This is a genomic window from Streptomyces sp. NPDC043176 (assembly GCF_056436715.1).
This window is the reverse complement of the sequence record NZ_JBWKCA010000042.1, coordinates 17,534-39,708: the sequence shown is the minus strand read 5'-3', so window position 1 is coordinate 39,708 and position 22,175 is coordinate 17,534. Positions and strand designations below refer to the sequence as shown.

Here is a 22,175-nt window from a genome sequence, read left to right as displayed (position 1 = left end):
CCGTGGAGCGCATGATGCGCGACGCCAAGATCACCCAGATCTACGAGGGAACCAACCAGGTTCAGCGCATCGTGATGGCCCGCAACCTCCCGTAATCACCGGGCGCGGCAACACGAACAGAAGTGTCGCCGGAGGCGGTCATCCGTGCTCGCCTCCGGTCCGCACGGACGCGCGATTGGGCTAGATTTAGCGCTTCGTACACCCGATCGTGTTAGGGAAGACAATGACGGAAGCGGTGCTGCTGGTCGGCGGACAGGGGACGCGCCTGCGACCCGTCACGGTCAACACCCCCAAGCCGATGGTTCCAGCCGCGGGAGTCCCCTTCCTGGCCCACCAGATAGCCAGGGCCGCCGACGCGGGTGTGACCCACATCGTCATGGCGACCTGCTACCTCGCCGAGGTCTTCGAGCCGTACTTCGGCGACGGCTCCGCGTTCGGCGTCCACCTGGAATACGTCATCGAGGACGAGCCGCTCGGCACCGGCGGCGCCATCCGCAACGCCGCCCGCCGCCTCACCAGCGGCCCCGACGAGCCCGTCCTCGTCTTCAACGGCGACATCCTCACCGGCCTCGACATCCGCGGCCTCGTCGAATCCCACCAGGCCGCCGAGGCCGACGTCTCCCTCCACCTGGTGCGCGTCTCCGACCCCCGCGCCTTCGGCCTGGTCCCCACCGACGCCGAGAGCCGCGTGCTGGCCTTCACGGAGAAGCCGCAGACGCCCGAGGAGATCGTCACCGACCAGATCAACGCCGGCTGCTACGTCTTCCGCCGCTCTGTGATCGACGCCATCCCCGAGGGCCGCCCCGTCTCCGTCGAGCGCGAGACCTTCCCCGGCCTGCTGGCCTCCGGCGCCAAGCTGTACGGCAAGACCGAGGACACGTACTGGCTGGACCTCGGCAAGCCCGAGTCCTTCGTCCAGGCCTCCGCCGACCTGGTGCGCGGCGTCGTCGCCTCCCCGGCCGTGCCCGGCCCCCGCGGCGAGTCCCTGGTGCTCCCCGGGGCCCAGGTGGATCCCGGTGCGAAACTCGGGGACGGTACCGTGGTAGGAGCCGGTGCGCGGATCGAGGCCGGCGCCGTCGTCCAGGGCTCCATCGTGCTCGACGGCGCGACCGTCCGGGCCGGTGCCCAGGTGAGCGCCAGCCTCATCGGCGCCCACTCGGTCATCGGTGAGCGCACCGTCGTCGACGGCTCGGTCGTCGGTGACGGGGCACGGGTCGGCGCGGACAACGAAGTGCGCGCCGGTGCGCGTGTGTGGTGCGAGGCAGAGCTGCCCGACGCCGCGCTCCGCTTCTCCTCGGACCGCTGACCCGGCCCTGAGTCTTCACCCGCCCCCGGATCCGTCGGATCCGGAGGCGTCCCCCGGGCCCGGAGGGGCCCTCAGGTCCGCTCCACCGGATCTCCAACCTTTCAGTCGTCAGTGAGGCAGCAATCCAGTGACAGGTGTGTACCAGAACCCCGGTGCGGATGACGTCGCGACCGGCCGTGCGGGCGCTCTCCCCGAGTCGTGGGGCGTGACCCCGTTGACCGTGGTCATGCCCACGTACAACGAGGCCGGAAACGTGCCGCGCATGGCCGAACTGCTCATGGATCTCGACATACCCGGCCTGCGGCTGCTCATCGTCGACGACTCCTCCCCGGACGGCACCGGCCGGATAGCCGAGGAGCTCGCCCAGAAGTTCCACGCCGAGGACGGCACCCCGCGCATGTCGGTCATGCACCGCACCGCGAAGGACGGCCTCGGCCGCGCCTACGCCGCCGGCATGAGCAAGGCCGTCGAGGACGGCGCGCGCTACGTCCTGCAGATGGACGCCGACGGCTCCCACCCCGAGGGCAAGATCGCCGAGATGCTCGGCGTCGCCCTCTCCACCGGCGCCGGCCTGGTCGTCGGCAGCCGGTACGTCCCCGGCGGCACCCTCTCCGACGCCTGGGGCGCCCACCGCAAGCTCCTCTCCCGCTGGGCCAACGCCTACGCCAGCACCATCCTCGGCACCCGTGTGCGCGACATCACGGGCGGCTTCAACCTGTGGAGCGCCGACGCGCTCCGCGCCATCGACCTCGGCTCCGTCGGCAGCGCCGGCTACAGCTTCCAGGTCGAGATGAAGTACGCCGCGCTCCGCAAGGGCTTCCAGGTCATGGAGGTGCCGATCCACTTCGAGGACCGCACCGTGGGCGAGTCCAAGATGAACCTGGCCGTGCAGCTGGAGTCCATCGCGATGCCGTGGAAGCTGCGTGTGCGCTCCCGGGGCCGTAAGTGAGCGTCTCCTCCATACGCAGGGACTCCTCGGGGGACGTGGCGCGGGCAACGGCCGACAGGCCGGCCCACCCGTCCCCCGAGGGGTCCTCGTGGCGCACCCGGCTCTTCTCCGAGAGCCGGGTGCTCGCGGCGGTGCACGGCGCGCTCCTCCTGGTCGTGACCGCGTTCGTCTTCATGGTGATACGCCTGCCCTGGACCGGTGACCTCGGCGTGCACGCCGCCACCGTCCAGCGGCTGCGCCACGACCTGATCCACCCGGGCAACCCGATGGTGGACTCCGCCACGGACAGCCCGTACTACTCGCCGTGGATGGTCTTCCTGAGCCTCGTCGCCAAGGCGACGAACCTCGACACCTTCCACATCCTGCGCCTCGCGGCCGTCCTGAGCCTCGTCCTGCTCTTCACGGGCGTCTGGTTCCTCACGAGGACCTTCACCGACCGGCGCGTCGCACCGCCGCTCGCGGTCCTCTGCGTGCTGTTCCTGTGGGGCACCAAGGGCTTCGCCTGGAGCGGCTTCCTCGGCTTCGGCTCGCTCGGCCTGATCATGGCGTACCCGAGCGTCTTCACGCTCGCGCTCGGCATGCACTTCCTGGCCCTGCTCCGGCTCGCGCTGCGGCGCGGCTCGGCCACCGGCTGGCAGTCGTACCTGGGCCTGGGCGTGCTGTGGGCCGTCCTGATGCTCAGTCACCAGTTCTCCGGTGTCGTGATCACGCTCGGCGCGATCGGCGTCCTCGGCGGCGCCCGCCCGTGGCCCGTCAGGGAGACCTGGTTCAAGCTGACCGGCGCGGTCGTCGCCGGCCTCGCGGTGCTGGCCCTGTGGCCGTACTACTCGTTCTTCTCGCTCTTCGGCATCGGCGGGCTCGAGGACATCCACAAGGTCCTCTACAACAACCTCTTCCCGGTCTACGGGCTCGTCATGGTCGTGGGCGTCGTCGCCCTCGGCATGCGCTTCGCCCGCGACCGTCGGGACCCGCTGGTCCTGTGGTTCCTCGTCGCGCTCGCGATGGTCACGGCCGGCTGGTTCCTCGACAAGTGGTCGTACGGCCGCGTGCTGCCGGCCGTCGTCATCCCCGCGCAGATCGCCGCCGCGATCGCCGCCGCCGAGACGGGCCGCAAGCTCGTCAAGGCGCTCTTCGGCACCGCCCTCGCCGTGGCCCTGGCCATGGGCCTCTGGGGTCAGCGCTCCGGCCTCGGCTTCATCCTCCGCCAGGACGCCCTGTCCACCACGATCACCGAGGGCACCTGGCAGCCGCCGCGCACGTACCACTGGGTCGCGGAGCACGCCAAGTACGGCGACGTCTTCATGACCGACTGGAAGGCGGCCCAGAAGCTGCCCGCCTTCGGCTTCTACACGGTGACGGTCCCCTACCCGGACTTCTTCCTGCCGGACGAGGACCAGCGCGTCGCCGACACGAAGCGGTACTTCACCGAGGGCACCTCCCGCGAGGAGAGGCTCGAACTCCTCCACGAGTACGACGTGAAGTGGGTCCTCCAGTGGAAGGACCAGCCCGGGCTCCCGCAGGACGACCCGGCGCTCCGCAAGGTGGAGACCGGCCCCAACGGCCAGACCCTCTACCGGGTCGTCGGCTGACGGACCACCGGACGCCACGCACCGGACACGCGAAGGCGCCCCCCGCGATCACTCGTGGGGGGCGCCTTCGCGTGTGCCGGTCCTCCGCCCGTCAGCGGTTCCCCGTCACCGTGACCTTCTCGTCGTTCTTGATCTGCTCGACCAGCTGCTTCACCTTCGGCATGTCCCACTTCAGGGAGTTCTGCGGCGCCCTGCCCGCGATCGGGATGTTCATCGACTTGCCGTCGCCGCTGTTGACGCCCTTCATCGCGAAGAACATCTTCCCGAGGTCGTACAGCGACATGTCCTTGTCCACGATCAGCGTGTCCAGACCGGCGCCGAGCGTCGGGTACAGGGCGAACGGGTTGAGGATCGTGCCCGGCGTCGCCGCCTGGTTGGCCAGGGCGGAGAGGAACTTCTGCTGGTTCTTCGTCCGCTGGAGGTCCGAGTCGGCGAACGCGTACCGGGTCCGGACGAACGCCAGCGCCTGCTCGCCGTTGAGGGTCTGCTCGCCGGCCTGGAAGTCGGCGCCGGACTTCTTGTCCTTGAAGCCCTTGTCGATGTTCAGCTCGACGCCGCCGAGCGCGTCCACGATGTTGGCGAAGCCGGCGAAGCCGATCTCCGCGTAGTGGTCGATGCGCAGCCCGGTGTTGAACTCGACGGTCCGCACCAGCAGTTCGGGGCCGTCCATCGCGTACGCCGCGTTCAGCTTGGAGCCGCCGCGCGCCGGGTAGGCCTTGCCGGACTCGGAGCCGACGAAGTTCGGGATCGTCACCCAGGAGTCACGGGGCAGCGAGACCATCGTGTTCCCGCTGGAGCAGGCCGCGAGGATCATCATCGAGTCGGTCCGCTTGCCCTCGGCGGAGCCGGTGTGCAGCTTCTTCTTCTCCTCGGCCGACATGCCCTCGCGGCTGTCGGAGCCGACGATCAGGTACGTCGTGCAGTCGCCCTCCTCGGGCCGCTCGACGACCTTGGAGAGGTCGACCTCGTTGCGCATCTGTGAGCTCGCCCACGCGTAGGTGCCGACGCCCCAGGCGAGGACGCCGACGACCAGCACGATCGAGCCCACCTTGGCGCGCTTGCGCCAGTCCGGCGCGGGCCGCCCGGGCCCCTGGGGGGTGTACGGCGGCGGCGTGCCGCGGCCGCCGCCCTGGGCCGCGCCCGGGGAGCCGCCGTAGACCTGGCCCGTGCTGTAGCCGGAGTCGTAACCCTCGTTACGCGCCTGCGTGTAGTTCGGGTTGTAGCCCTGGCCCTGCCCTTGGCCGTGACCCTGCCCCTGGTCGTAGCGGGGCTGCTGCTGCGGCGCCTGCGGGCGCTGCACATGGCTCATCCGGCGGGGTCCCTCGGGCTGGGAGTTCGCGTTACCGCGGCCGTACCCGCCGTCTTCAGGCCAGTCATTCATACGGACCAGTGTGCCGGGCAGGGCTTTCCGGGCGACAGCCCGGGTAGAAGATCGGACCGCTGCTGTTGCCAAGCTGATGCAAACCGGACCGAACGACGACCGCGACGGGACCCGGCATATGGTGGAGGGCATGACAGACCAGGGCGATATCCCGGACGACATCCCGGGCAAGCCGACCTCCGCCTCCCGCACCACCCTCAGCCACATCATGACCAGTCACGACACCAACCTCCTCGGCACGGTGCACGGCGGCGTGATCATGAAGCTGGTCGACGACGCCGCCGGCGCCGTCGCGGGCCGGCACTCGGGCGGTCCCGCCGTCACCGCCTCCATGGACGAGATGGTCTTCCTGGAGCCCGTCCGCGTCGGTGACCTCCTCCATGTGAAGGCCCAGGTCAACTGGACCGGCCGGTCCTCCATGGAGGTCGGCGTCCGCGTCCTGGCCGAGCGCTGGAACGAGTCCACGCCCGCCACCCAGGTCGGCTCCGCCTACCTCGTCTTCGCCGCCGTCGACGCCGACGGCAGGCCCCGCCGCGTCCCCCAGGTCGTCCCCGAGACCGAGCAGGACAAGCGCCGCAACCAGGAAGCCCAGATCCGCCGCACCCACCGCCTCGCCCGCCGCCAGGCCATCAAGGCCCTCCGCGAACGCCGAGCCGCCGAAGGCTACGAGGACTAGCCCGCCGCCCCCGTCGTGGGCACCCGTTCCGCAGGACGGAACGGGTGGGCACGACGGAAACGGCGCCCCTGCCGGGCCCAGGCGCCCCGCCCGAGGCCGAGCCCGGGCCCGAGGCCCAGCCCGCGCCCGAGGCCCAGCCCGAGCCCGTAACGGCTACGGACAGACGACCTGGTCCCCCGTCACCGCCTCGAAGGGCCCACCCCGCGCCGGGTCCTCCGCCCGGACCCCCGTGACCCCCCGGTAGTTCCCGCCCACCGTCACCCGCAGCGTCCCGCCCCTCCCCGCCACCGCCCGCAGCTCCGCCCCCGGCAGCGCCGCGGCCAGGGACTTCGCCGAGCGGTCCCAGCGGGGGTCGTACTCCACGACCGTGCGGGCCTGTTCCTGGCCGGTCCCCGTCATCGGGGTGCGGGTGGTGTCGAAGCCACTGGCCCGCAGCGCGTCGTCGACCTTGCGGCCGAGCCCGTCCGTCCGCGTCCCGTTGTAGACCTGGACGCGGATGGTGCGCGGCGGCACGTCCACGACGACGGCCTTCGGGGCCTTCGAGGAGGTCGCGGCCTTCTGCGGGGCGAGCGGCCGGTCGTCCCGGAGCGCCTGGAAGAGCTTCTGGGCCTTGGCCGCGTCCCACTTCACCGTCGACCCGATCCCCTTCACCGGGAAGCTCATGTCCCCGATCGGCACGGACACGAACTCCGAGGAGGCCGGGGTGAAGCCGTGCATCGCCTTCGCGAGGGCGAGCAGCTGATCCGTACCGAAGTCCTCGTCGGCCCGTACGGAGCTCAGCATCGTCGTGGCGACCTCGCGGAACCGCACCGGGTTGAGCAGCACCCCGCCGCTGGTGGTCCGTTCGATGAGCGCCGCCAGGAACCGCTGCTGGCGCTGCATGCGCCCGATGTCGGCGGCGCCGTCGATGTGCCGGGAGCGGACGTACTGGAGGGCCTGCCCGCCGTCGAGCTCGTGGGTGCCGGCCGCGAGGTCGAGCCCGGTGTACGAGTCCCTGACCGCCCGGGTCGTACAGACCTGCACGCCGCCGACGGCGTCGACGGTCTTCATGAAGCTGGTGAAGTCGACCTCCAGATAGTGGTCGATCTTGACGCCCGTCATCGACTCGACGGTCCGCACGGTCAGCGCGGGCCCGCCCTCCGCGTAGGCCGCGTTCAGCTTCACCGGGTGGGCGCGGTGCTTCCTGCCGCTGTTCAGGTCGGTGTGCTCGGGCATCTCGGCGTACGAGTCACGGGGCAGGCTGACCACGCTGGCCCGTTCCCGGTCCTCGGAGATGTGGACGAGCATCACCGTGTCGGTGCAGTGGCAGGGCGCGCCGCCCAGCCGGTACTTCGCCTTCTCCTCGGGGGTGATCCGGTCGCGGCCGTCGGTGCCGACGACCAGCACGTTCATCCCGTGCCCGGCCTGCGGCCGGTTCTTCATGTCCTTGAACGGGTCGACCCGGGTGATCCCGGTGTCCAGACCGGTCACCACGGCGTGCCCGATGCCCCCCGCGGCGAGGACCGCCACGGACAGCGCCGTCGCCATCCGCATCCCCCACCGGGGGCGCCTGCGCCGCCGGCGGACCGGTACGGGGCGGGCGACGGGCCGGCGACGGGGCGTGCGGGGCGGTGTGGGCACGGACGGACACCTCCGCGGGTGTGACAAGGGGAACCGTGAGCACCGTAGGCCCATACGATCAGCGCCAGGTGCCCCGGGCCGCTCGGCGCGCACCGCTGTCCCCCATTCGCGGTAACGTGGCGGGCAATGAACGCCACGCCCCCCGTCTCCGTGATCATGCCGGTCCTCAACGAGGAGCGGTACCTGCGCACCTCCGTTCGTCACATCCTGGAGCAGGAGTACGACGGCGAGATGGAGGTGGTGATCGCCCTCGGCCCGTCCACGGACCGCACGGACGAGATCGCCGCCGAGCTCGTCCGCGAGACCGCCTCGGACAAGCGCCGCGTCCACACGGTGCCCAACCCCACCGGTCGTACCCCCGCCGCCCTCAACGCGGCGATCCAGGCCTCCCGTCACCCGATCGTGGTGCGCGTCGACGGCCACGGCATGCTCTCCCCGAACTACATCGCCACCGCCGTCCGGCTCCTGGAGGAGACCGGCGCGCAGAACGTCGGCGGCGTGATGCACGCCGAGGGCGAGAACGCCTGGGAGGACGCGGTCGCCGCCGCGATGACCTCGAAGATCGGCGTCGGCAACGCCGCCTTCCACACGGGCGGCGAGGCGGGCCCCGCCGAGACCGTGTACCTGGGCGTCTTCCGGCGCGAGGCCCTCGAACAGCAGGGCGGCTACAACGTCGAGTTCATCCGCGCCCAGGACTGGGAGCTGAACTTCCGCATCCGCGAGGCCGGCGGCCTGATCTGGTTCTCGCCCGAGCTCCGCGTCCAGTACCGCCCGCGGCCCTCCGTGAAGGCCCTCGCCAAGCAGTACAAGGACTACGGCCGCTGGCGCCACGTGGTGGCCCGCTACCACCAGGGCTCCATCAACCTCCGCTACCTGGCCCCGCCGGCCGCCGTCTGCGCCATCGCCGCGGGCGTCGTCGTGGGCGCCACCCTCACCCCGCTCGGCTTCGTGATCCCGGCCGGCTACCTCGCCGCCATCACGGCCGGCTCCGTCCCGGCGGGCAAGGGCCTGCCCCTCAAGGCCCGCCTCCGGATCCCGGTGGCCCTCGCCACCATGCACATGTCCTGGGGCTACGGCTTCCTCACCAGCCCCCGCTCCCTCGCGAAGAAGGTCATCGCGAGCCGCCGCCCGGCGGTGAGGACGGGCGAGACCGAGTCGGTCTGACCTCTCGTACACGCGCGACGGCCGGGCCCCCGTGAGGGGGCCCGGCCGTCGCGCGTGACGCGGCGGAGCGGGTCAGCTCTTCCCGTTCCACTGGTAGGGCGGATAGATGTACATGCAGCCCTTGTCGTCGCCCCGGAGGACCTCCGCGCCGTCCGGGATGTCACCGGCCTCGGCGGCCGGCTTCTTGTAGACCGTGCCCTCGCGCCAGTCGGCGCCGACGACGAGCGTGATGCTCTCGGCCTTCGCGTCGGCCCGGACGGCCGAGTCGGGCAGACCGAGCGCCTTGGCCACGGACAGGGCGTTCGCCTTGCCCTGGTCGGCGTCGGCCTTGGGGTAGGTGACCACCGTGTCCGCGCGGTTCCCGCCCTGCTGGGAGGACTCGGCTCGCGTGAAGCCCTTCCCCTGGAGGAGCTCGGCGATGGTCCGGGCCCGGCCCTCGGCGGCCGGCTCGGCGTCACTGCCGGTGCCGTTCACGACCGTCACGCCGAGCGTGCCGGGCGACTCCGCGGTGGCCTTCGGCTTGGCAGGGGCGGTCGGCTTCGGCTTCGCGTCGGCCGGGTTGCCGTTCTTGTCGAAGGCGACGTCGTCGCGGAGCATCGCGAACATCTTCTCGGCCGACGCCTTGACGAGGACGTTCTTGTTCCTGTCCTGGGACCACTCGGCCGTGGGGATGTTCGCCGTGGTGAGGCGGTCCAGCTTCACGTTCTTGAGCTGCATCGACAGGTCGAAGAGCCCCTTGACCGACCTGATCTCGTCGGAGACCTGCAGCGCCGTGGTGGCGGTCTCGGCCAGGCTCATGAGCCGGCCGGTGTCGGTCCAGGCGTTCTGCTTCTGGAGCTTCTCGACCATGCCGTTCATGTACATGTGCTGGGCCTTGGCCCGCATCTGGTCACTGCCGAAGGCGTGCCGGGTGCGCAGCCACTGGAGCGCCTGCTCACCCTTCACCTCGTGCGTCCCCGCCGGCAGCTTCAGACCGGAGCCGCCGGGCTGCAGCCGCGTCGGGTGGTCGCTGACGCCGGTGGGCTTCACGCAGACCGGAACACCGCCGACCTCGTCGGCCATGGCCACGACACCGGCGAAGTCGACCACGATCCAGTGGTCGATGTAGACCCCGGTGAGGCTCTCCCAGGTGGTGAGGGTGCAGCCCGGGCCGCCGCGGCCCAGCGTCTCGTTGATGGGCTGGTCGGTGGTGGCGGGGAAGGTCTCGCGGCCGTCGTCGCTCCGGCACTCGGGGATGGGCACGACCGTGTCGCGCGGAATGGAGACCACCGAGGCGTTCTTGCGGTCCGCGGAGAGGTGCAGCAGCATCTGCACGTCGGCCAGCGGCTTGTTCTGGCGGAGGTTCTTCCCGCCGCCCAGCGCCACGTTCTTCGCGTCCGCGCGGCTGTCGGAGCCGATCAGCAGGATGTTCAGCGGGGTGTCGCCCAGCGCGTTCGGCGAGGCCTTCTTCACGCCGCTGTCGCCGCCCGCCCGCGCCCCGCCGCGGATGTTGCCGTTCAGGTGCTCGTAGTACAGGTATCCGGCGCCGGCCGTGCCGAGTATTAGCAACGACAGGGTGATCGCCGTCCAGCGCAGCACCTTGCGCTTGCCGGTCTTCTTGGCGCGCCGCCGCGCCGCGGCACGTCCCTCCGCGCCCCCCTTGCCGCCGGCCGTTCCCTCGCCGCGCCGGCGCGTGGCCCGGCCCGGCGCGGGCGCGTCGGCCTCCGCGGACTCCTCGTCGGAAGACTCGCGACCCGCGCCGGTCGCCTCGCCGGCGCCGTACAGATCGTCGTCCCAGCCCAGTTCACGGGCGCGCGGAACGCGTTTCCGCGTTCCCTCCCCACGCACGCTGTTGTGTCCCACCCCAGGTCCCCTCGTCAGTCAGGAGTGTGCCAAGTCCCGGTTTTTCCGGGTCATTTGGCACACACCTGCTTGTCAGCTGCTACCTTCTCCAGATCCTTCGGCGCCTTTGCCGGTCCGGTGACGGGCACCCCCGCGCCCTTGAAGTCGGCCCCGAGGACGAGCGTCATGGGCTCGCGTACCCCGGCGTCCTGTGTGCCCGGCTTGAGAGCCGAGGCGGGCAGACCCATCATGTCCGCGAGTTTGCGGGCCTGGTCTGCCTGGTTCGGTGCGTAGGTGAGCGTGGTCTTCGCCGCCTTCTCGGGGGCGTTGCTCCTGTTGGTGGAGCGGCTCACTCCCTGCTCGTTCTGCAGCCAGCTGATCGTCGACTGGGCCGCGCCGCGGACACCGCTGCCGTTGTAGACGTCGACGCGCACCTCGGAGGCCGTGGACCGCGCGCCCTTGAGGAGCGCCGCCTCCGCGGCCGTCTGGGCGTTCTTGGCGTCCTGCTGCTGCTTCTTCACCTCGGTGAGCGAGGTGTCGGACTGGAGCATCGCGAACAGCTGCCGAGCCTGCGTCGGATGCGGCACCACGGTGACCGGGGTGGGCTCGTCCGGGTTGTCGATGACGGGGATCGTCGTGAACGCGATGTTCTTCGTGTCGATCCCCGAGAGCTCCTTGGCCAGGTCCTGCAGCTTGCCGAGGGACCCTATGCCCTTGTCGACGGTGAGCGCGTTCGTCGCGGCCTGGGCGAGGTCGTACAGCTTCGACGGGCTGGTGAGCGTCTCGTCCGACTTCATCTGCCGGATCATCGAGCTCAGGAACTGCTGCTGGATCTTGATCCGGTCCAGGTCGCTCTTGTTGCCGAAGCTGGAGCGGGTGCGGACGAAGGCGAGCGCCTGCTCGCCCGCGATCGTCGATTCGCCGGCCGGGAGCTTGAGGTGCGACTTCTTGTCGTTCACCGGCTTCTCGACGCAGACCTTCACGCCGCCGACGGCCGTGGTCAGCTCCTTCACGGCGTTGAAGTCGACCATCATGAAGTGGTCGACGGTCAGGCCGGTCAGTTCCTTGACCGTGCGCATGGTGCAGCCGGGGTCGCGGCCGTCCTGGCCCAGGCTCACGTTGAAGCGGGCCTGCTGCTGGCCGGGGATGGTCAGGATCGTCCCGTCGGGCTGCTTCGACTGGCACTCGGGGATCTTCGTCATCAGGTCGCGCGGGATGGACAGCGCCGTGGCGTTCGTCCGGTCCTTGGCGACGTGGAAGAGGATCGTGGTGTCCGCGTGGCCGGGACTGTTCTTGTCGCCGTAGCCGCCGTTGCCCTCGCCCGTCCGCTTGTCGGTGCCGATGATCAGGACGTTGAAGGCCGCGCCCTCGCGGAAGCCCGCGCTCTGGGCGCCGACGGGGTCGACGACGTGGATGTTGTCGTCGAGGTCCTTGTAGAGCATGTACGCCCAGCTCGCGCCGCCCACCAGGACGAACGCCATCGTCCCGCCGGTCCACAGCAGGACCTTCTTCTTGCGGGACACGCCCTGCTTGCGCTTGCGGCGGCTCTGGGGCGGGATCTGGCCGGTGCCGGTCGGTTCGGGGGCGCGGCGGCGGCGCTGGCCGGGAACGGGTGCCTCGGCCGGCGCGGGCGCCGGGGCGGCGGAGGAGGTTCTGCGGGGGCGGGAAGGCGCCTGCGGCTGCCCAGCGGAGCGGTCCAGTCGCAGTTCGTAGTTGCCCGTCTGCGGGTTGAGAACCCACTGGTCGGCGGGGTCGATCTCGTCCGCCCGTCCACGGCTGTGCGCGTCCACGGTTACTCGAGTCCTCCGTCGGTGCCACGCGGGGCGCCTCCCCCACAGGGCGCCGCTCTCTCGGTCGTTCGATCCTTGGTGAGTGCGACCACGCGGTCGGGGTGCACCGGATCGCGCCACACTATCCGCCCAGTTCAGCGCGGGGCGACGTCCGTGACAAATTCCACGCCGCTTACAACTGGACAATGCGCCCAAACCTCATCGCAGCCCACCCTCCCCTTGGGCCGCCCTTTACCCGCCACCCCGTCGGCTCCCCGCTACGCGCACACCGCTTCCGCCGCGTTCCGCCCGGTGAAGGTGGGGGTGGGTGACGGCGCCTGGGTGTCCGTGTCGTCGGGCTTCCCGTCCGCGTCGGGCTTCCGGTCGTCGTCCTCGGTGCTCGGCGCCACCACGACGGGCTGGTCCTCCCGCAGCTGCTTGAAGAGTTGACTCGCCGCGGGTTGCACCAGTTCGTCCCGGTTCGCGTCGTACGAGTACGCCCGCCGCGGCACCGTGAGGAACTGGACCTTCTCGGTCGGTACGGACCGCATCGCGCGCGCCAGGTCGTACAGGTCCCGCAGCGAGTCGAGCCCCGGGTCCGTGGTGATCGCCTTGGTCGCCGCGTCCAGGACCGGGTACAGCCTGGTCGGGTTGAGCAGCACCCCGTCGCTCTGCACCTTGTTGACGAGCGCGCCGAGGAACTGCTGCTGGCGGTCCATGCGTTCGGTGTCACTGCCGTTGCCGATCGACTTCCGCGCCCGTACGAAGCCGAGCGCCTGCTCGCCGTGGAGCGTCTGGCGCCCCGCGGGCAGCTTCAGGTGGGCGTCGGCGTCGTTCACCGGTTCCTTGAGGCAGATCTCCACCCCGTCCACGGCGTCCACCATCTTCTTGAAGCCCCGGAAGTCGATCACCATGTGGTGGTCCACCCGGATCCCGGTCAGCTTCTCGACCGTACGGATCGTGCACGCCGTACCGCCGAACTCGAAGGCCCAGTTGAACTGCGCGAACTGCTCGCGGGTCCGGGTCCCGTCGGGCTTGCGGCAGCTCGGGATCGTCACCATCAGGTCGCGGGGGAGGGAGACGGCGGTCGCGCTCGCGTTCCCCGCCGACAGGTGCAGCAGGATCGTCGTGTCGGAGCGCTGGGTGCCCTTGTCCCGGCCGTACTTCCGGTTCCCCTCGCCGGCCCGGGTGTCCGAGCCGATGAGCAGGATGTTCCGGGCCGTCGAGGTGCCCGCGGGCGGGCGCTCCTTCTCGTACCGCCGCAGCTCGTCGGCGGCCGTGGTGTCGGTGGTGATGTTGCCGTCGAGCTTCCGGTAGAACCACCAGCCGGCACCGGCCGCCGCCAGCACGACGACCGAGACGCCGAGGGCCGTCCACCGCAGCCAGTGGCGCTTGCGCCGCGGCTCCTCCGGGGCGCCGGGCGCCCCCTGTTCCTCCGCTGCCGCCGGGTCCGGTTCGGCGGGCGTGCCTGCACGGTCCGTCACGTCTGGGTCCGTCCTTCATGGCGTCGGCGGCGCGACGGGCGGCCCCCGATCACGGAAGGAGACGACCGAGCCCGACGCATGGTTCTGCGGAAGGGGGCGAACCCCCCTGGCCGATCATGTACCGGACTCGGCGTACGGACCCGGGGACTCGGCGCGGTACTGGTCCGACCGAGTGAACCGGCGCTCCCGCCGACTCGGGTGGCGGACCTCCGCCCGGGTGGGGCGGGAGCCGGCGGGGGGCCGGTGTGCCTCGTGCGCCGCCCTCAGGACGCGGTGTGCGTCACGCGCTCGCTCTCCACGCGCTTCTCCAGGCCCTCGGCGCCCAGCCGGTCCAGGTTCCGGCACAGCACGACCGAACCGCCGGCCGCGAGCGGGGCGTACAGCCCTGCCGACAGCCCCCGCCAGTCGTCGTGGCCGAGACCGGAGAGCAGCCGGGAGCCGGTGGTGAGACCGAGGGCCGCCGCGTCCGCGCGGGCCTGCTCGACGAGCTGCGCGCCGCTGCGTTCCGTACCGTCGACGACGAGGGCCGGAGCGTCCGGATCGACCGGTGCGAACGGGGCGAAACGGTCGCCCTGGCTCGGCACCTCGACGGCGTAGTCCGCGTACCCGGCGGGCGCGGCGGGGAACCGGCGGCCCAGCGGAGCCAGGGAGAGCGCGATCCGCTCCCCGGAGCAGGCGAGACCCGCCTCCAGGGTGTCGGGACCCGCCACCACCAGGTCGGCGTCCGCGGGATCGCCGCCGATCTCCACGGTCACCCCGACGGAGGAGCAGGCCAGCAGCCAGACGGCCGTCTGCCAGTGCGCCGGCAGCAGCAGCGCGAGCCGGTCGCCGGGCGCGGCGGACAGTTCGCCCTGGAGCAGGTTCGCCGTCTTGGCCACCCAATTGGCGAAGGTGGCGACGGACAATTCCACGCGCTCACCGGTGGCGTCGTCGTAGAAAGTGATCAAGGGGCGGGCCGGGTCCGCGGCGAGCGCGGATCGCAGCAGGTCGGCGGGGGTGCGGTCGCTGGCGTTCACGCCGGACAGCGTACGCGGACGGGTGCGCGCGGTCCGCCGTACCGGTGACGCCGTCCACCGGTCGGCCCGACGGCCCGTCAGTTTGTGGGCGGATTCCCGGCGCGCGGAACGGCCCCGCGATACGCACGATCGGCCCATGCGTGCCTCACTCGCCTCCTCGATCGCCGTCACCTGCGCGGCGGCCCTCGCCCTGCCGGTCTCCCTCGCCGCCCCCGCCGCGGCCGCGGTGCCCTCGGCCCTCGGGCTGCCCCAGGCGGTCGCCGCGCTCCCGTCGACGACCCCGGCACTGCCACAACCCCTCTCCGCCCCGCCCCCGACCTCCCCCCGGTCGGCGCCGCACCCGGCCGAAGCCCCGACCGGCGAGCCGCCGTCGAAGCTCGCCCCGCCGCCGGCGGCCGGAGGCTCGGCCGGCCGGCTGCCCTCGACGACCCAGGCCGCGCCACCGGCGGCCGGCGCCCCGGTCCCCGAGCTGCCGCCGACGTCCCAGGCCGCGCCACCGGGGGCCGGAGGCTCGGCCGCCGAGCCGCCGTCGAAGCCGATCGCCGCGCCACCGGCGGCCGGCGCCCTTCCGCCGGCGCCCGAACTGCCGGGTTCCACCCAGTCCCTGCCGCTCGAGCCGCTGGCCGGCTCCACGCGCGCCCTCGGGGACGGGGCCGGCGAGCAGGGCCTCACCCGACGTGACGTCAGGCCCTTCTCCCTCGTCGGCGTCGTCTGGGACGACCCGGCCGCCCCGCTCCACGGCACCGTGCAGGTCCGCACCCGCGCCACCGGCGGCTCCGACTGGTCGGCCTGGCAGGACGTGGAGACGCACAACGAGGAACACGGAGCCGACCCGGACACCGCGGAGGGCGCCACCCGGACGCTCCGGGGCTCCACGGCACCCCTGTGGGTGGGCGACTCCGACGGCGTCGAGATCCGCGTCCACGGGGAGGAACCACTCCCCACCGGCCTCCGCCTCGAACTCGTCGACCCCGGTGAGGACCCGGCGACCGAGCTCCCCGTCTCCTCCGAGCCCCCCGTCTCCTCCGAGAACGCCGCCGTGCCCGAGGCTCCCGCGGCGGCCTCCGGGACTCCCGCCACCCCTGGGGACCCGGCCGCGTCCGAGGCTTCTGCCGCGTCCGGAGCCCCTCGGAACCGCGCAGCCGCGGCACCCGCCGTACCCGCGGCACCCGCCGCACCCGGCGTGCCCGCCGCAGCTGCCGCCCCCGGGGTACCCACCGCGCCCGGCCTGCCCGCGGTCCTGGCCGGCCTGAGCGCGGCGGAGGCGGCGGCCAGCGGGGTCAACTCCCAGCTGGCGGCGTTCGGCGCGACCTGGATTCCGGCCCTGTCGAAGGAGAAGACGGAGCTCACGATCCGGCAGGCACCGCCCAGGCCCCTCGGGCACGCTCCCGCCGCGAACGCCGCCGCCAAGCCGTACATCGGCCCCCGCCCCAAGATCATCACCCGCAAGGGCTGGGGGGCCGACGAGCGGCTCCGCGAGAAGGGCTTCGTCTACACGAAGACCATCAAGGCCGCGTTCGTCCACCACAGCGCCACCGGCAACAACTACAGCTGCCGCCAGGCCCCCTCCGTCCTGCGCAGCATCTACCGCTACCACGTCAAGAGCAGCGGCTGGCGCGACTTCGGCTACAACTTCGCCGTGGACAAGTGCGGCAACATCTACGAAGGCCGTGCGGGCGGCGTCGCCAAGCCGGTCCTCGGCGCCCACACCCTCGGTTTCAACAGCAACAGCATGGGCATCGCCGTCCTCGGCACCTACAGCCGCAGCGCGCCCCCGGCCGCCGCCGTCACCGCCGTCGCCCGCCTCACCGCCTGGAAGCTCGGCCTGCACGGCGTCAACCCCAAGGGATCCGCCTACCTCGTCTCCGGCGGCGGCAACCGCTACCGCAAGGGCAAGACCGTCCGCTTCAACGCCATCGCCGGTCACCGTGACGGCTTCGCCACCGAATGCCCCGGCGTCCGCCTCTACAACAAACTCCCCACCACCCGCACCACCTCCGCCCAATACCAGGGCCGCCGCTGACCCCCTCCGGCCGCCGCCCGGCCAGCCCCTCCACCACCCCCCGGCGGGCTACGCTCGTTCCATGGCAGGCCGCTTCTCACCCCCACCCACCCGCACCACCGTCCGAGGCGGCCACATCCCCGTACCCACCCCCCAGACCTCAGCCCCCGCGCCGCACGGGCAGGCCGCCGTCCAGCGGCAAGGCCACACCCAGGGACAAGGCCACGCCCCATGGCAGGCCCACGCCCAAGCCGACGCCCCCGCCCCGGACCTCGCCCTGACCCTGGGCCCCCTCCGCCGCGGCCCCTCCGACCCCACCTTCCGCACGACCCCGGACGGCTCGATCTGGCGGGCGACCCGCACGCCGGACGGCCCGGGCACGCTGCGTGTCCGGGCGGCGACGGGCGGCGGGATCGAGGCGGAGGCCTGGGGGCCGGGAGCGGCCTGGCTCCGGGAGACCCTCCCGGCGCTCCTGGGCGCGGAGGACGACCCGACGGCCTTCGTACCCCGCCACAAGGTGGTCCTGGCGACGCACCGGCGCCGGCCGGGGCTGCGCCTGACGAGGACCGGCCTGGTCCTGGAGTCGCTGATCCCGTCGATCCTGGAGCAGAAGGTCACCACGCACGAGGCGTACGGAGCGTGGCGGGTCCTGGTGCGGAAGTACGGGGAACCGGCACCGGGCCCCGCGCCGCAGGGCATGTACGTGATGCCCGAGGCACGGACCTGGGCGCGGATCCCGTCCTGGGAGTGGCACGGGGCCAACGTCGACGGCAAGCGCTCGGCCACGATCGTCCGCGCGGCGAGGGTGGCGGCGCGTCTGGAGGAGGCCGCGGGGATGGACCCGGTGGCGGCGAGGGCGCGCCTGGAGCTGGTCCCGGGGATCGGGCCGTGGACGAGCGCCGAGACGGTCCAGCGCAGCAACGGCGCCGCCGACGAGGTCACCACGGGCGACCTGCACCTGCCGGGCATCGTCGGCTGGGCCCTGGCGGGCGACCGCACCGCCGACGACGCGACGATGCTCGCGCTCCTGGAGCCGTACGCGGGCCAGCGCCACCGCGCCGCCCGCCTCATCCTCCTCAGCGGCCGCGTCCCGCCCCGCAGGGCGCCCCGCAGGACCCCCGGCGACATCACGAAGCTCTGACCGCAGAAGCCCAGCCGTCACCGGGCTCGGAACGCCGTCGGCCTCAAGCCGTCACCCGGCTCGGAACGCCGGCCGCCTCAAGCCGTCACCGGGCTCGGAACGCCGGCCGCCTCGAAACGCGGCCGCCCCGAGCCCCCGGCCGCCCCGAGCCCCCGGTCCTCGCGCCGCCCCCTCAGCGCACCTCCACGAACTCCGCCGCCGCCCGCGCCGGCCGTTCCTTGGGCGGGGCCGCCGGGTGGCCGATCGCCACGGCGCCGAGCGGGTCCCAGTCGGCGGGGAGGTCGAGGACCTCGCGGACGACGTCGCGGCAGAACATGGTCGAGGAGACCCAGGCGGAGCCGAGCCGCTCGCCGGCGAGGGCGACCAGGAAGTTCTGGACGCCCGCGCCCGCCGCGACGACGAACATCTCGCGTTCGGCGGCGTCGCGGCGCGGATCGCCGTAGTGGTGGGAGCCGTCCATGACGAGGCAGGGGACGGCCAGGTAGGGGGCGTTGCGCAGGACGTCCCCGCGCCGCACGCGCTTGGCGATGGAGTCCTCGGACTTGCCGTCCCGGCGCAGGTCGGCGATCCAGGCGTCCCGCATGGCGTCGAGGAGCCGTGTCCGGGACTCCGGTGACTCCAGGAGCACGAACCGCCAGGGTGTGGTGTGGTGCGGGGCGGGCGCGGTCACCGCCGCGGCGACGGCCCGCCGCACCGAACCCGGGTCGACGGGGTCGGCGGTGAACTCCCGTACCGTCCGCCGCAGCGTCAGGGCCTCCCGTACGGCCTCCGAGGTCCCGAGCCGGAACATGTCGTCGGCGGGGTCGCGTACGAGGGCCCGGGCGCCCGGCTCCTCGTCGCCGGCCACCACGTGGGGCAGGCCGCGGACGACGGCGACGGGAAGACCGGACGCCTTGCCCTTCACGAGGTCGCCGGCGGCGGCCAGTTCGTCGGCGGTGGCGACCACGGTCGCGCTCAGCGGGTTGCCGTGCGCGTCGGTGCCGCCGCGCAGGTCGTCGAGGACCCGGACGCCGGCCGCGCCGATGGCGACGTCGGTGAGTCCGGCCCGCCAGGGCCGGCCGAAGGTGTCCGTGACGACGACGCCCACGTCGACGCCGAGCGCCTCGCGCAGGCCCGTCCGTATGCGGCGGGCCGAGGCGTCGGGGTCCTCGGGCAGCAACAGCACGGTCCCGGAGGGGGTGTTGGAGGCGTCGACACCGGCGGCGGCCATGACGAGCCCCTGCCGGTTCTCGACGATCCGCAGCGGACCGCGCCGCGCCACCACCCGTACCGTCTCGGCGTCTATCGCCGCCTCGCGGTCGTCGGCGGCGATCACCCGCCCCTCGGCCTTGCTCACGATCTTGGAGGTGACGAGGAGGACGTCCCCGTCGACGAGCTCGGGCGCGGCGGAGGCGATCAGCTTGGCCAGGTCGTCCCCGGCGGACACCTCGGGCAGCCCGGCGAGCGCCCAGACCCGGTACGAGGGGGACACGGCGGTCACGCGCGCACCTCCCCGACGGGCGCGCCGACCCGGGACGAGGGGCGTATGCGCGAGGGGCGTACGGGCGAGGGGGACACGGCGGTCACGCGCGCACCTCCTCGGCGAGCAGCAGGGCCTCCCGGGCCATCGCGGCGGTCGCGTCCACGTCGGTCATCATCAGCGGGACGGCGCGGCATCGGATGCCCGCCTCCTCGACGGCCGCCACGGCGCCCGCGTCGACGGTGTCCACGAGCCAGCCGTCGATCAGCTCGGAGCCGTAGTGCCGGGCCACCGCCGCGGCCGTGGACTCGACGCCCACCGCCGCGAGGACCTTGTCGGCCATGCCGCGCACGGGCGCGTCGCCGACGATGGGGGAGAGGCCCACGACCGGCGCCCCGGCGGCGACGACCGCGTCGCGGATCCCGGGCACGGACAGGATCGTCCCGACGCTGACCACGGGGTTGGACGGCGGGAAGAGGATGACGTCGGCCGCGGCGATCGCGTCGAGGACGCCCGGCGCGGGCTTCGCGGTCTCCGCGCCGACCGGCACGATCGCCTTCGCGTCGACGGAGGCGCGCAGCTTCACCCAGTACTCCTGGAAGTGCACCGCGCGCTGCTCGCCGTCCACCTCGATCGCCACGTGCGTCTCGACGCGGTCGTCGGACATGGGGAGGAGGCGTACGCCGGGCTGCCAGCGGGCGCACAGCGCCTCGGTGACGGCGCTCAGCGGGTAGCCGGCGCCGAGCATCTGGGTACGGACGATGTGGGTCGCGAAGTCGCGGTCGCCCAGGCCGAACCACTCGGGTCCGACGCCGTAGGCCGCGAGCTCCTCCTTGACCGTGAAGGACTCGTCGAGGCGGCCCCAGCCCTGCTCCTCGTTGATGCCACCGCCGAGGGTGTACATCACCGTGTCCAGGTCGGGGCAGACCTTCAGCCCGAAGAGATGGATGTCGTCACCGGTGTTGCCGATGACCGTGATCTCCGCGTCCGGAGCGGCCTGCTTGAGGCCGCGAAGGAAACGAGCACCACCGATACCGCCGGCCAGAACCACAATGCGCATGCGCAGCAGTCTGTCAGGCGACGGTGACCCCCGGGGCCTCTGGGGCGAGAGTGGCCGGGGAGCACCGGGCCTGGAGGGACTCGTGCATCGGCATCTCCGTGAGGCCGGGGAAGTAGACGTGCAGGCTCACGGCCGGTTCGAGGGAGTCGTTGACGACCTCGTGGACGTACCCGGGCGCGAACACGCGCTGCGCGCCTCCGCCGAGCGTCCGTACGCCCCGGTCCGTGCGCTCCGTCAACTCGCCCTGCAGGACGGTCAGGACGCCGGAGGAGACGCCGTGGTCGTGGAGGCCGCTGCCCTGGCCGGGCACCCAGGAGAGCAGCCACACCTCGTAGCCGGGTCCGGTGCGCAGCCGGTGGTACCAGCGGGTGGTGGCGTCGTACTCGACGTACGGCGCCCACTGGGAGCGGTCGGCGGCGATCGAGGCCGCGAGGCCGGCGAACTCGGCCACGGTGACGGGGTGGGCGCGCTCGGGCCGGAGGAGGTGCGGGACCTCGAGGATGTCGCCGGCGATCTGAAGGTCGCTGTCCATGTTCATGGGATGGGGAGGTTCCTCAGCAGAAACAGAAGCGGTGGGGGGTCGCGGGAAGACGCGACGCGAGTGACGCAGGGTGACGCTGGGAGAAGAAGCTGGAGCTCTACGGCATCAACAGCTGGAACAACAACAGCAACAGCGCGCCTGGACAGCGCGGCGGAACCCACGGGCGTGGGTCGCGGCGGGCGCTGTGGTCGCTGGCATGCCACCAAAGGTGGCGGGAAGGGGACCCGACTGTCAACTCAATGCCCGATTTGGCGGTAATGTTTCACCTCATCCGGTTACAGCGCGCGGAGAAAGGTTTGTTCAGCCGCGGACCAGGACAGATGGCGCTTCAACCGCGCCCGTAAACATGGCGGCGCCCGCGAGTCCGGCCCCGGTCGGCTCGTCACGGTCCGTGACCGGACTGTGATCCGGGTCGCTTCCTCGGCTGGATCGCAACAAGATCCAGGTCTCGGACGTCCTTCCCGGCGAAGGGTCGACCCGCTTCCTCGTGGAGGGACGTGCGACACGGGCAGGCCGGCGGCAAGTGTCACGTTTTTTGGTGATTTGAACACTTTCTGCATAGGCTTGGTTCCGCAGAGTGAATACGGGGCCCAATAGCAGATCTCCGCTTGACTCGCACAGAGCACAAACTTGTAATTTCACTCGTGTCGTTCGGCCGGGTTCGCAACGGCAACACCACGGGGACGCACAGAACAGACGAGGGGCGCACATGACCGAGTTGTTCCAGGAACTGCTGGTCGAGGACGCGGACGAGGAACTCGGCTGGCAGGAGCGCGCGCTGTGCGCCCAGACCGATCCCGAGTCCTTCTTCCCCGAGAAGGGCGGCTCGACCCGCGAGGCCAAGAAGGTCTGCCTCGCCTGCGAGGTCCGTTCCGAGTGCCTCGAATACGCCCTGCAGAACGACGAACGGTTCGGCATCTGGGGCGGCCTCTCCGAGCGCGAGCGCCGTCGCCTCAAGAAGGCCGCCGTCTGAGCGGCTCCCGGCCCCGGCCCCCTTGCGGGCAATCGGCGCCACGGCCCCGGGCCTCTTCCGGGCAATCGGCGCCACGGCACCGGACCCCCTCCGGGCACCCCGCGCCACGGCGCGCGCACCACGACATCGCGAACGGTCCGCCCCCTGTGTCCCATCCACAGGCGGCGGACCGTTCTGCGTGCTCTGTCCACAGGGCGCCGTCCACAGGGGCGGACCGTCCCGCG

Annotated in this window: 18 protein-coding genes; 9 read left to right on the top strand and 9 right to left on the bottom strand. The window is 72.2% G+C overall.

Annotated elements, in window-relative coordinates:
- The 4 genes from AC067A_RS36405 to AC067A_RS36390 form a co-directional block, all read left to right on the top strand.
- Positions 1-95 (top strand): acyl-CoA dehydrogenase family protein (locus AC067A_RS36405; protein ID WP_132919430.1); only part of this gene is annotated, 95 nt, incomplete at its 5' end.
- A 128-nt stretch (positions 96-223) separates the two neighbouring features.
- Entirely contained in the window at positions 224-1,306 is a 1,083-nt protein-coding gene (gene manB, locus AC067A_RS36400; protein WP_479247737.1) for a mannose-1-phosphate guanylyltransferase, read from the top strand.
- 136 nt (positions 1,307-1,442) lie between these two features.
- Positions 1,443-2,255: a polyprenol monophosphomannose synthase gene (locus tag AC067A_RS36395; protein WP_479247735.1), complete on the top strand. Its 813-nt coding sequence runs from the start codon at positions 1,443-1,445 to the stop codon at positions 2,253-2,255.
- Positions 2,252-3,844 carry a hypothetical protein gene (locus AC067A_RS36390; protein WP_479247734.1) on the top strand — a complete coding sequence of 531 codons (1,593 nt, stop codon included), beginning with the start codon at positions 2,252-2,254 and terminating at the stop codon, positions 3,842-3,844. The genes AC067A_RS36395 and AC067A_RS36390 overlap by 4 nt, the downstream gene beginning before the upstream one ends.
- Positions 3,845-3,935: 91 nt before the next feature.
- Here the strand turns inward: AC067A_RS36390 and AC067A_RS36385 are convergent, their stop codons facing one another.
- Positions 3,936-5,225, bottom strand: coding sequence for an LCP family protein (locus tag AC067A_RS36385; RefSeq protein WP_479247732.1), 1,290 nt, complete (start codon positions 5,223-5,225; stop codon positions 3,936-3,938).
- A 130-nt stretch (positions 5,226-5,355) separates the two neighbouring features.
- Here AC067A_RS36385 and AC067A_RS36380 point away from each other — a divergent pair, with 130 nt between their 5' ends.
- The gene (locus AC067A_RS36380) at positions 5,356-5,901 is read left to right on the top strand and encodes an acyl-CoA thioesterase (RefSeq protein WP_479247731.1); all 546 of its coding nucleotides are present in this window, start codon (positions 5,356-5,358) and stop codon (positions 5,899-5,901) included.
- A gap of 153 nt (positions 5,902-6,054) precedes the next feature.
- Here the strand turns inward: AC067A_RS36380 and AC067A_RS36375 are convergent, their stop codons facing one another.
- The gene (locus AC067A_RS36375) at positions 6,055-7,521 is read right to left on the bottom strand and encodes an LCP family protein (protein WP_479247729.1); all 1,467 of its coding nucleotides are present in this window, start codon (positions 7,519-7,521) and stop codon (positions 6,055-6,057) included.
- Positions 7,522-7,647: 126 nt separating this feature from the next.
- Between AC067A_RS36375 and AC067A_RS36370 the strand changes: the two genes are divergently transcribed.
- Positions 7,648-8,685, top strand: a complete 1,038-nt coding sequence (locus AC067A_RS36370) for a glycosyltransferase family 2 protein (RefSeq protein WP_479247727.1) — start codon at positions 7,648-7,650, stop codon at positions 8,683-8,685.
- A 72-nt stretch (positions 8,686-8,757) separates the two neighbouring features.
- Here AC067A_RS36370 and AC067A_RS36365 read toward each other — a convergent pair whose 3' ends face one another.
- The 4 genes from AC067A_RS36365 to AC067A_RS36350 all read right to left on the bottom strand — a co-directional run bounded on the left by AC067A_RS36365 (position 8,758) and on the right by AC067A_RS36350 (position 14,775).
- Positions 8,758-10,527 (bottom strand): LCP family protein, encoded by a 1,770-nt coding sequence (locus AC067A_RS36365; protein ID WP_479247725.1) that lies wholly within the window; start codon positions 10,525-10,527, stop codon positions 8,758-8,760.
- Positions 10,528-10,577: 50 nt separating this feature from the next.
- Entirely contained in the window at positions 10,578-12,296 is a 1,719-nt protein-coding gene (locus AC067A_RS36360) for an LCP family protein (RefSeq protein WP_479247723.1), read from the bottom strand.
- Positions 12,297-12,553: 257 nt separating this feature from the next.
- Complete coding sequence (locus AC067A_RS36355; RefSeq protein ID WP_479247721.1) at positions 12,554-13,759, bottom strand: LCP family protein; 1,206 nt, start codon at positions 13,757-13,759, stop codon at positions 12,554-12,556.
- Positions 13,760-14,022: 263 nt separating this feature from the next.
- Complete coding sequence (locus AC067A_RS36350) at positions 14,023-14,775, bottom strand: TIGR03089 family protein (RefSeq protein ID WP_479247719.1); 753 nt, start codon at positions 14,773-14,775, stop codon at positions 14,023-14,025.
- 136 nt (positions 14,776-14,911) lie between these two features.
- On the opposite strand from AC067A_RS36350, the gene AC067A_RS36345 reads away from it, so the two are divergent.
- Both AC067A_RS36345 and AC067A_RS36340 read left to right on the top strand, forming a co-directional pair.
- Positions 14,912-16,798 carry an N-acetylmuramoyl-L-alanine amidase gene (locus AC067A_RS36345; protein ID WP_479247718.1) on the top strand — a complete coding sequence of 629 codons (1,887 nt, stop codon included), beginning with the start codon at positions 14,912-14,914 and terminating at the stop codon, positions 16,796-16,798.
- Between the two features lie 61 nt (positions 16,799-16,859).
- A complete protein-coding gene (locus tag AC067A_RS36340) occupies positions 16,860-17,918 on the top strand; it encodes a DNA-3-methyladenine glycosylase family protein (RefSeq protein WP_479247716.1) in 1,059 nt (352 codons plus the stop codon).
- Between the two features lie 172 nt (positions 17,919-18,090).
- On the opposite strand, the gene AC067A_RS36335 is transcribed toward AC067A_RS36340, so the two are convergent.
- The 3 genes from AC067A_RS36335 to AC067A_RS36325 all read right to left on the bottom strand — a co-directional run bounded on the left by AC067A_RS36335 (position 18,091) and on the right by AC067A_RS36325 (position 20,975).
- Positions 18,091-19,398, bottom strand: coding sequence for a coenzyme F420-0:L-glutamate ligase (locus AC067A_RS36335; RefSeq protein WP_479247715.1), 1,308 nt, complete (start codon positions 19,396-19,398; stop codon positions 18,091-18,093).
- Positions 19,399-19,480: 82 nt separating this feature from the next.
- Positions 19,481-20,437: a 2-phospho-L-lactate transferase gene (gene cofD / locus AC067A_RS36330; protein ID WP_479247713.1), complete on the bottom strand. Its 957-nt coding sequence runs from the start codon at positions 20,435-20,437 to the stop codon at positions 19,481-19,483.
- 13 nt (positions 20,438-20,450) lie between these two features.
- Positions 20,451-20,975, bottom strand: a complete 525-nt coding sequence (locus tag AC067A_RS36325; protein WP_479247712.1) for a cysteine dioxygenase — start codon at positions 20,973-20,975, stop codon at positions 20,451-20,453.
- A 712-nt stretch (positions 20,976-21,687) separates the two neighbouring features.
- Between AC067A_RS36325 and AC067A_RS36320 the strand changes: the two genes are divergently transcribed.
- Positions 21,688-21,951, top strand: coding sequence for a WhiB family transcriptional regulator (locus tag AC067A_RS36320; protein ID WP_015033978.1), 264 nt, complete (start codon positions 21,688-21,690; stop codon positions 21,949-21,951).
- Positions 21,952-22,175: the final 224 nt, after the last annotated feature.

Bases quoted from the DNA above. Each gene is read 5' to 3' on its own strand.
- AC067A_RS36320 (WP_015033978.1), top strand. From the start codon at position 21,688: ATGACCGAGTTGTTCCAGGAACTGCTGGTCGAGGACGCGGACGAGGAA.
- AC067A_RS36370 (WP_479247727.1), top strand. From the start codon at position 7,648: ATGAACGCCACGCCCCCCGTCTCCGTGATCATGCCGGTCCTCAACGAG.
- AC067A_RS36380 (WP_479247731.1), top strand. From the start codon at position 5,356: ATGACAGACCAGGGCGATATCCCGGACGACATCCCGGGCAAGCCGACC.
- AC067A_RS36345 (WP_479247718.1), top strand. From the start codon at position 14,912: ATGCGTGCCTCACTCGCCTCCTCGATCGCCGTCACCTGCGCGGCGGCC.
- AC067A_RS36325 (WP_479247712.1), bottom strand. From the start codon at position 20,975: ATGAACATGGACAGCGACCTTCAGATCGCCGGCGACATCCTCGAGGTC.
- AC067A_RS36340 (WP_479247716.1), top strand. From the start codon at position 16,860: ATGGCAGGCCGCTTCTCACCCCCACCCACCCGCACCACCGTCCGAGGC.
- AC067A_RS36385 (WP_479247732.1), bottom strand. From the start codon at position 5,225: ATGAATGACTGGCCTGAAGACGGCGGGTACGGCCGCGGTAACGCGAAC.
- manB (WP_479247737.1), top strand. From the start codon at position 224: ATGACGGAAGCGGTGCTGCTGGTCGGCGGACAGGGGACGCGCCTGCGA.
- cofD (WP_479247713.1), bottom strand. From the start codon at position 20,437: ATGCGCATTGTGGTTCTGGCCGGCGGTATCGGTGGTGCTCGTTTCCTT.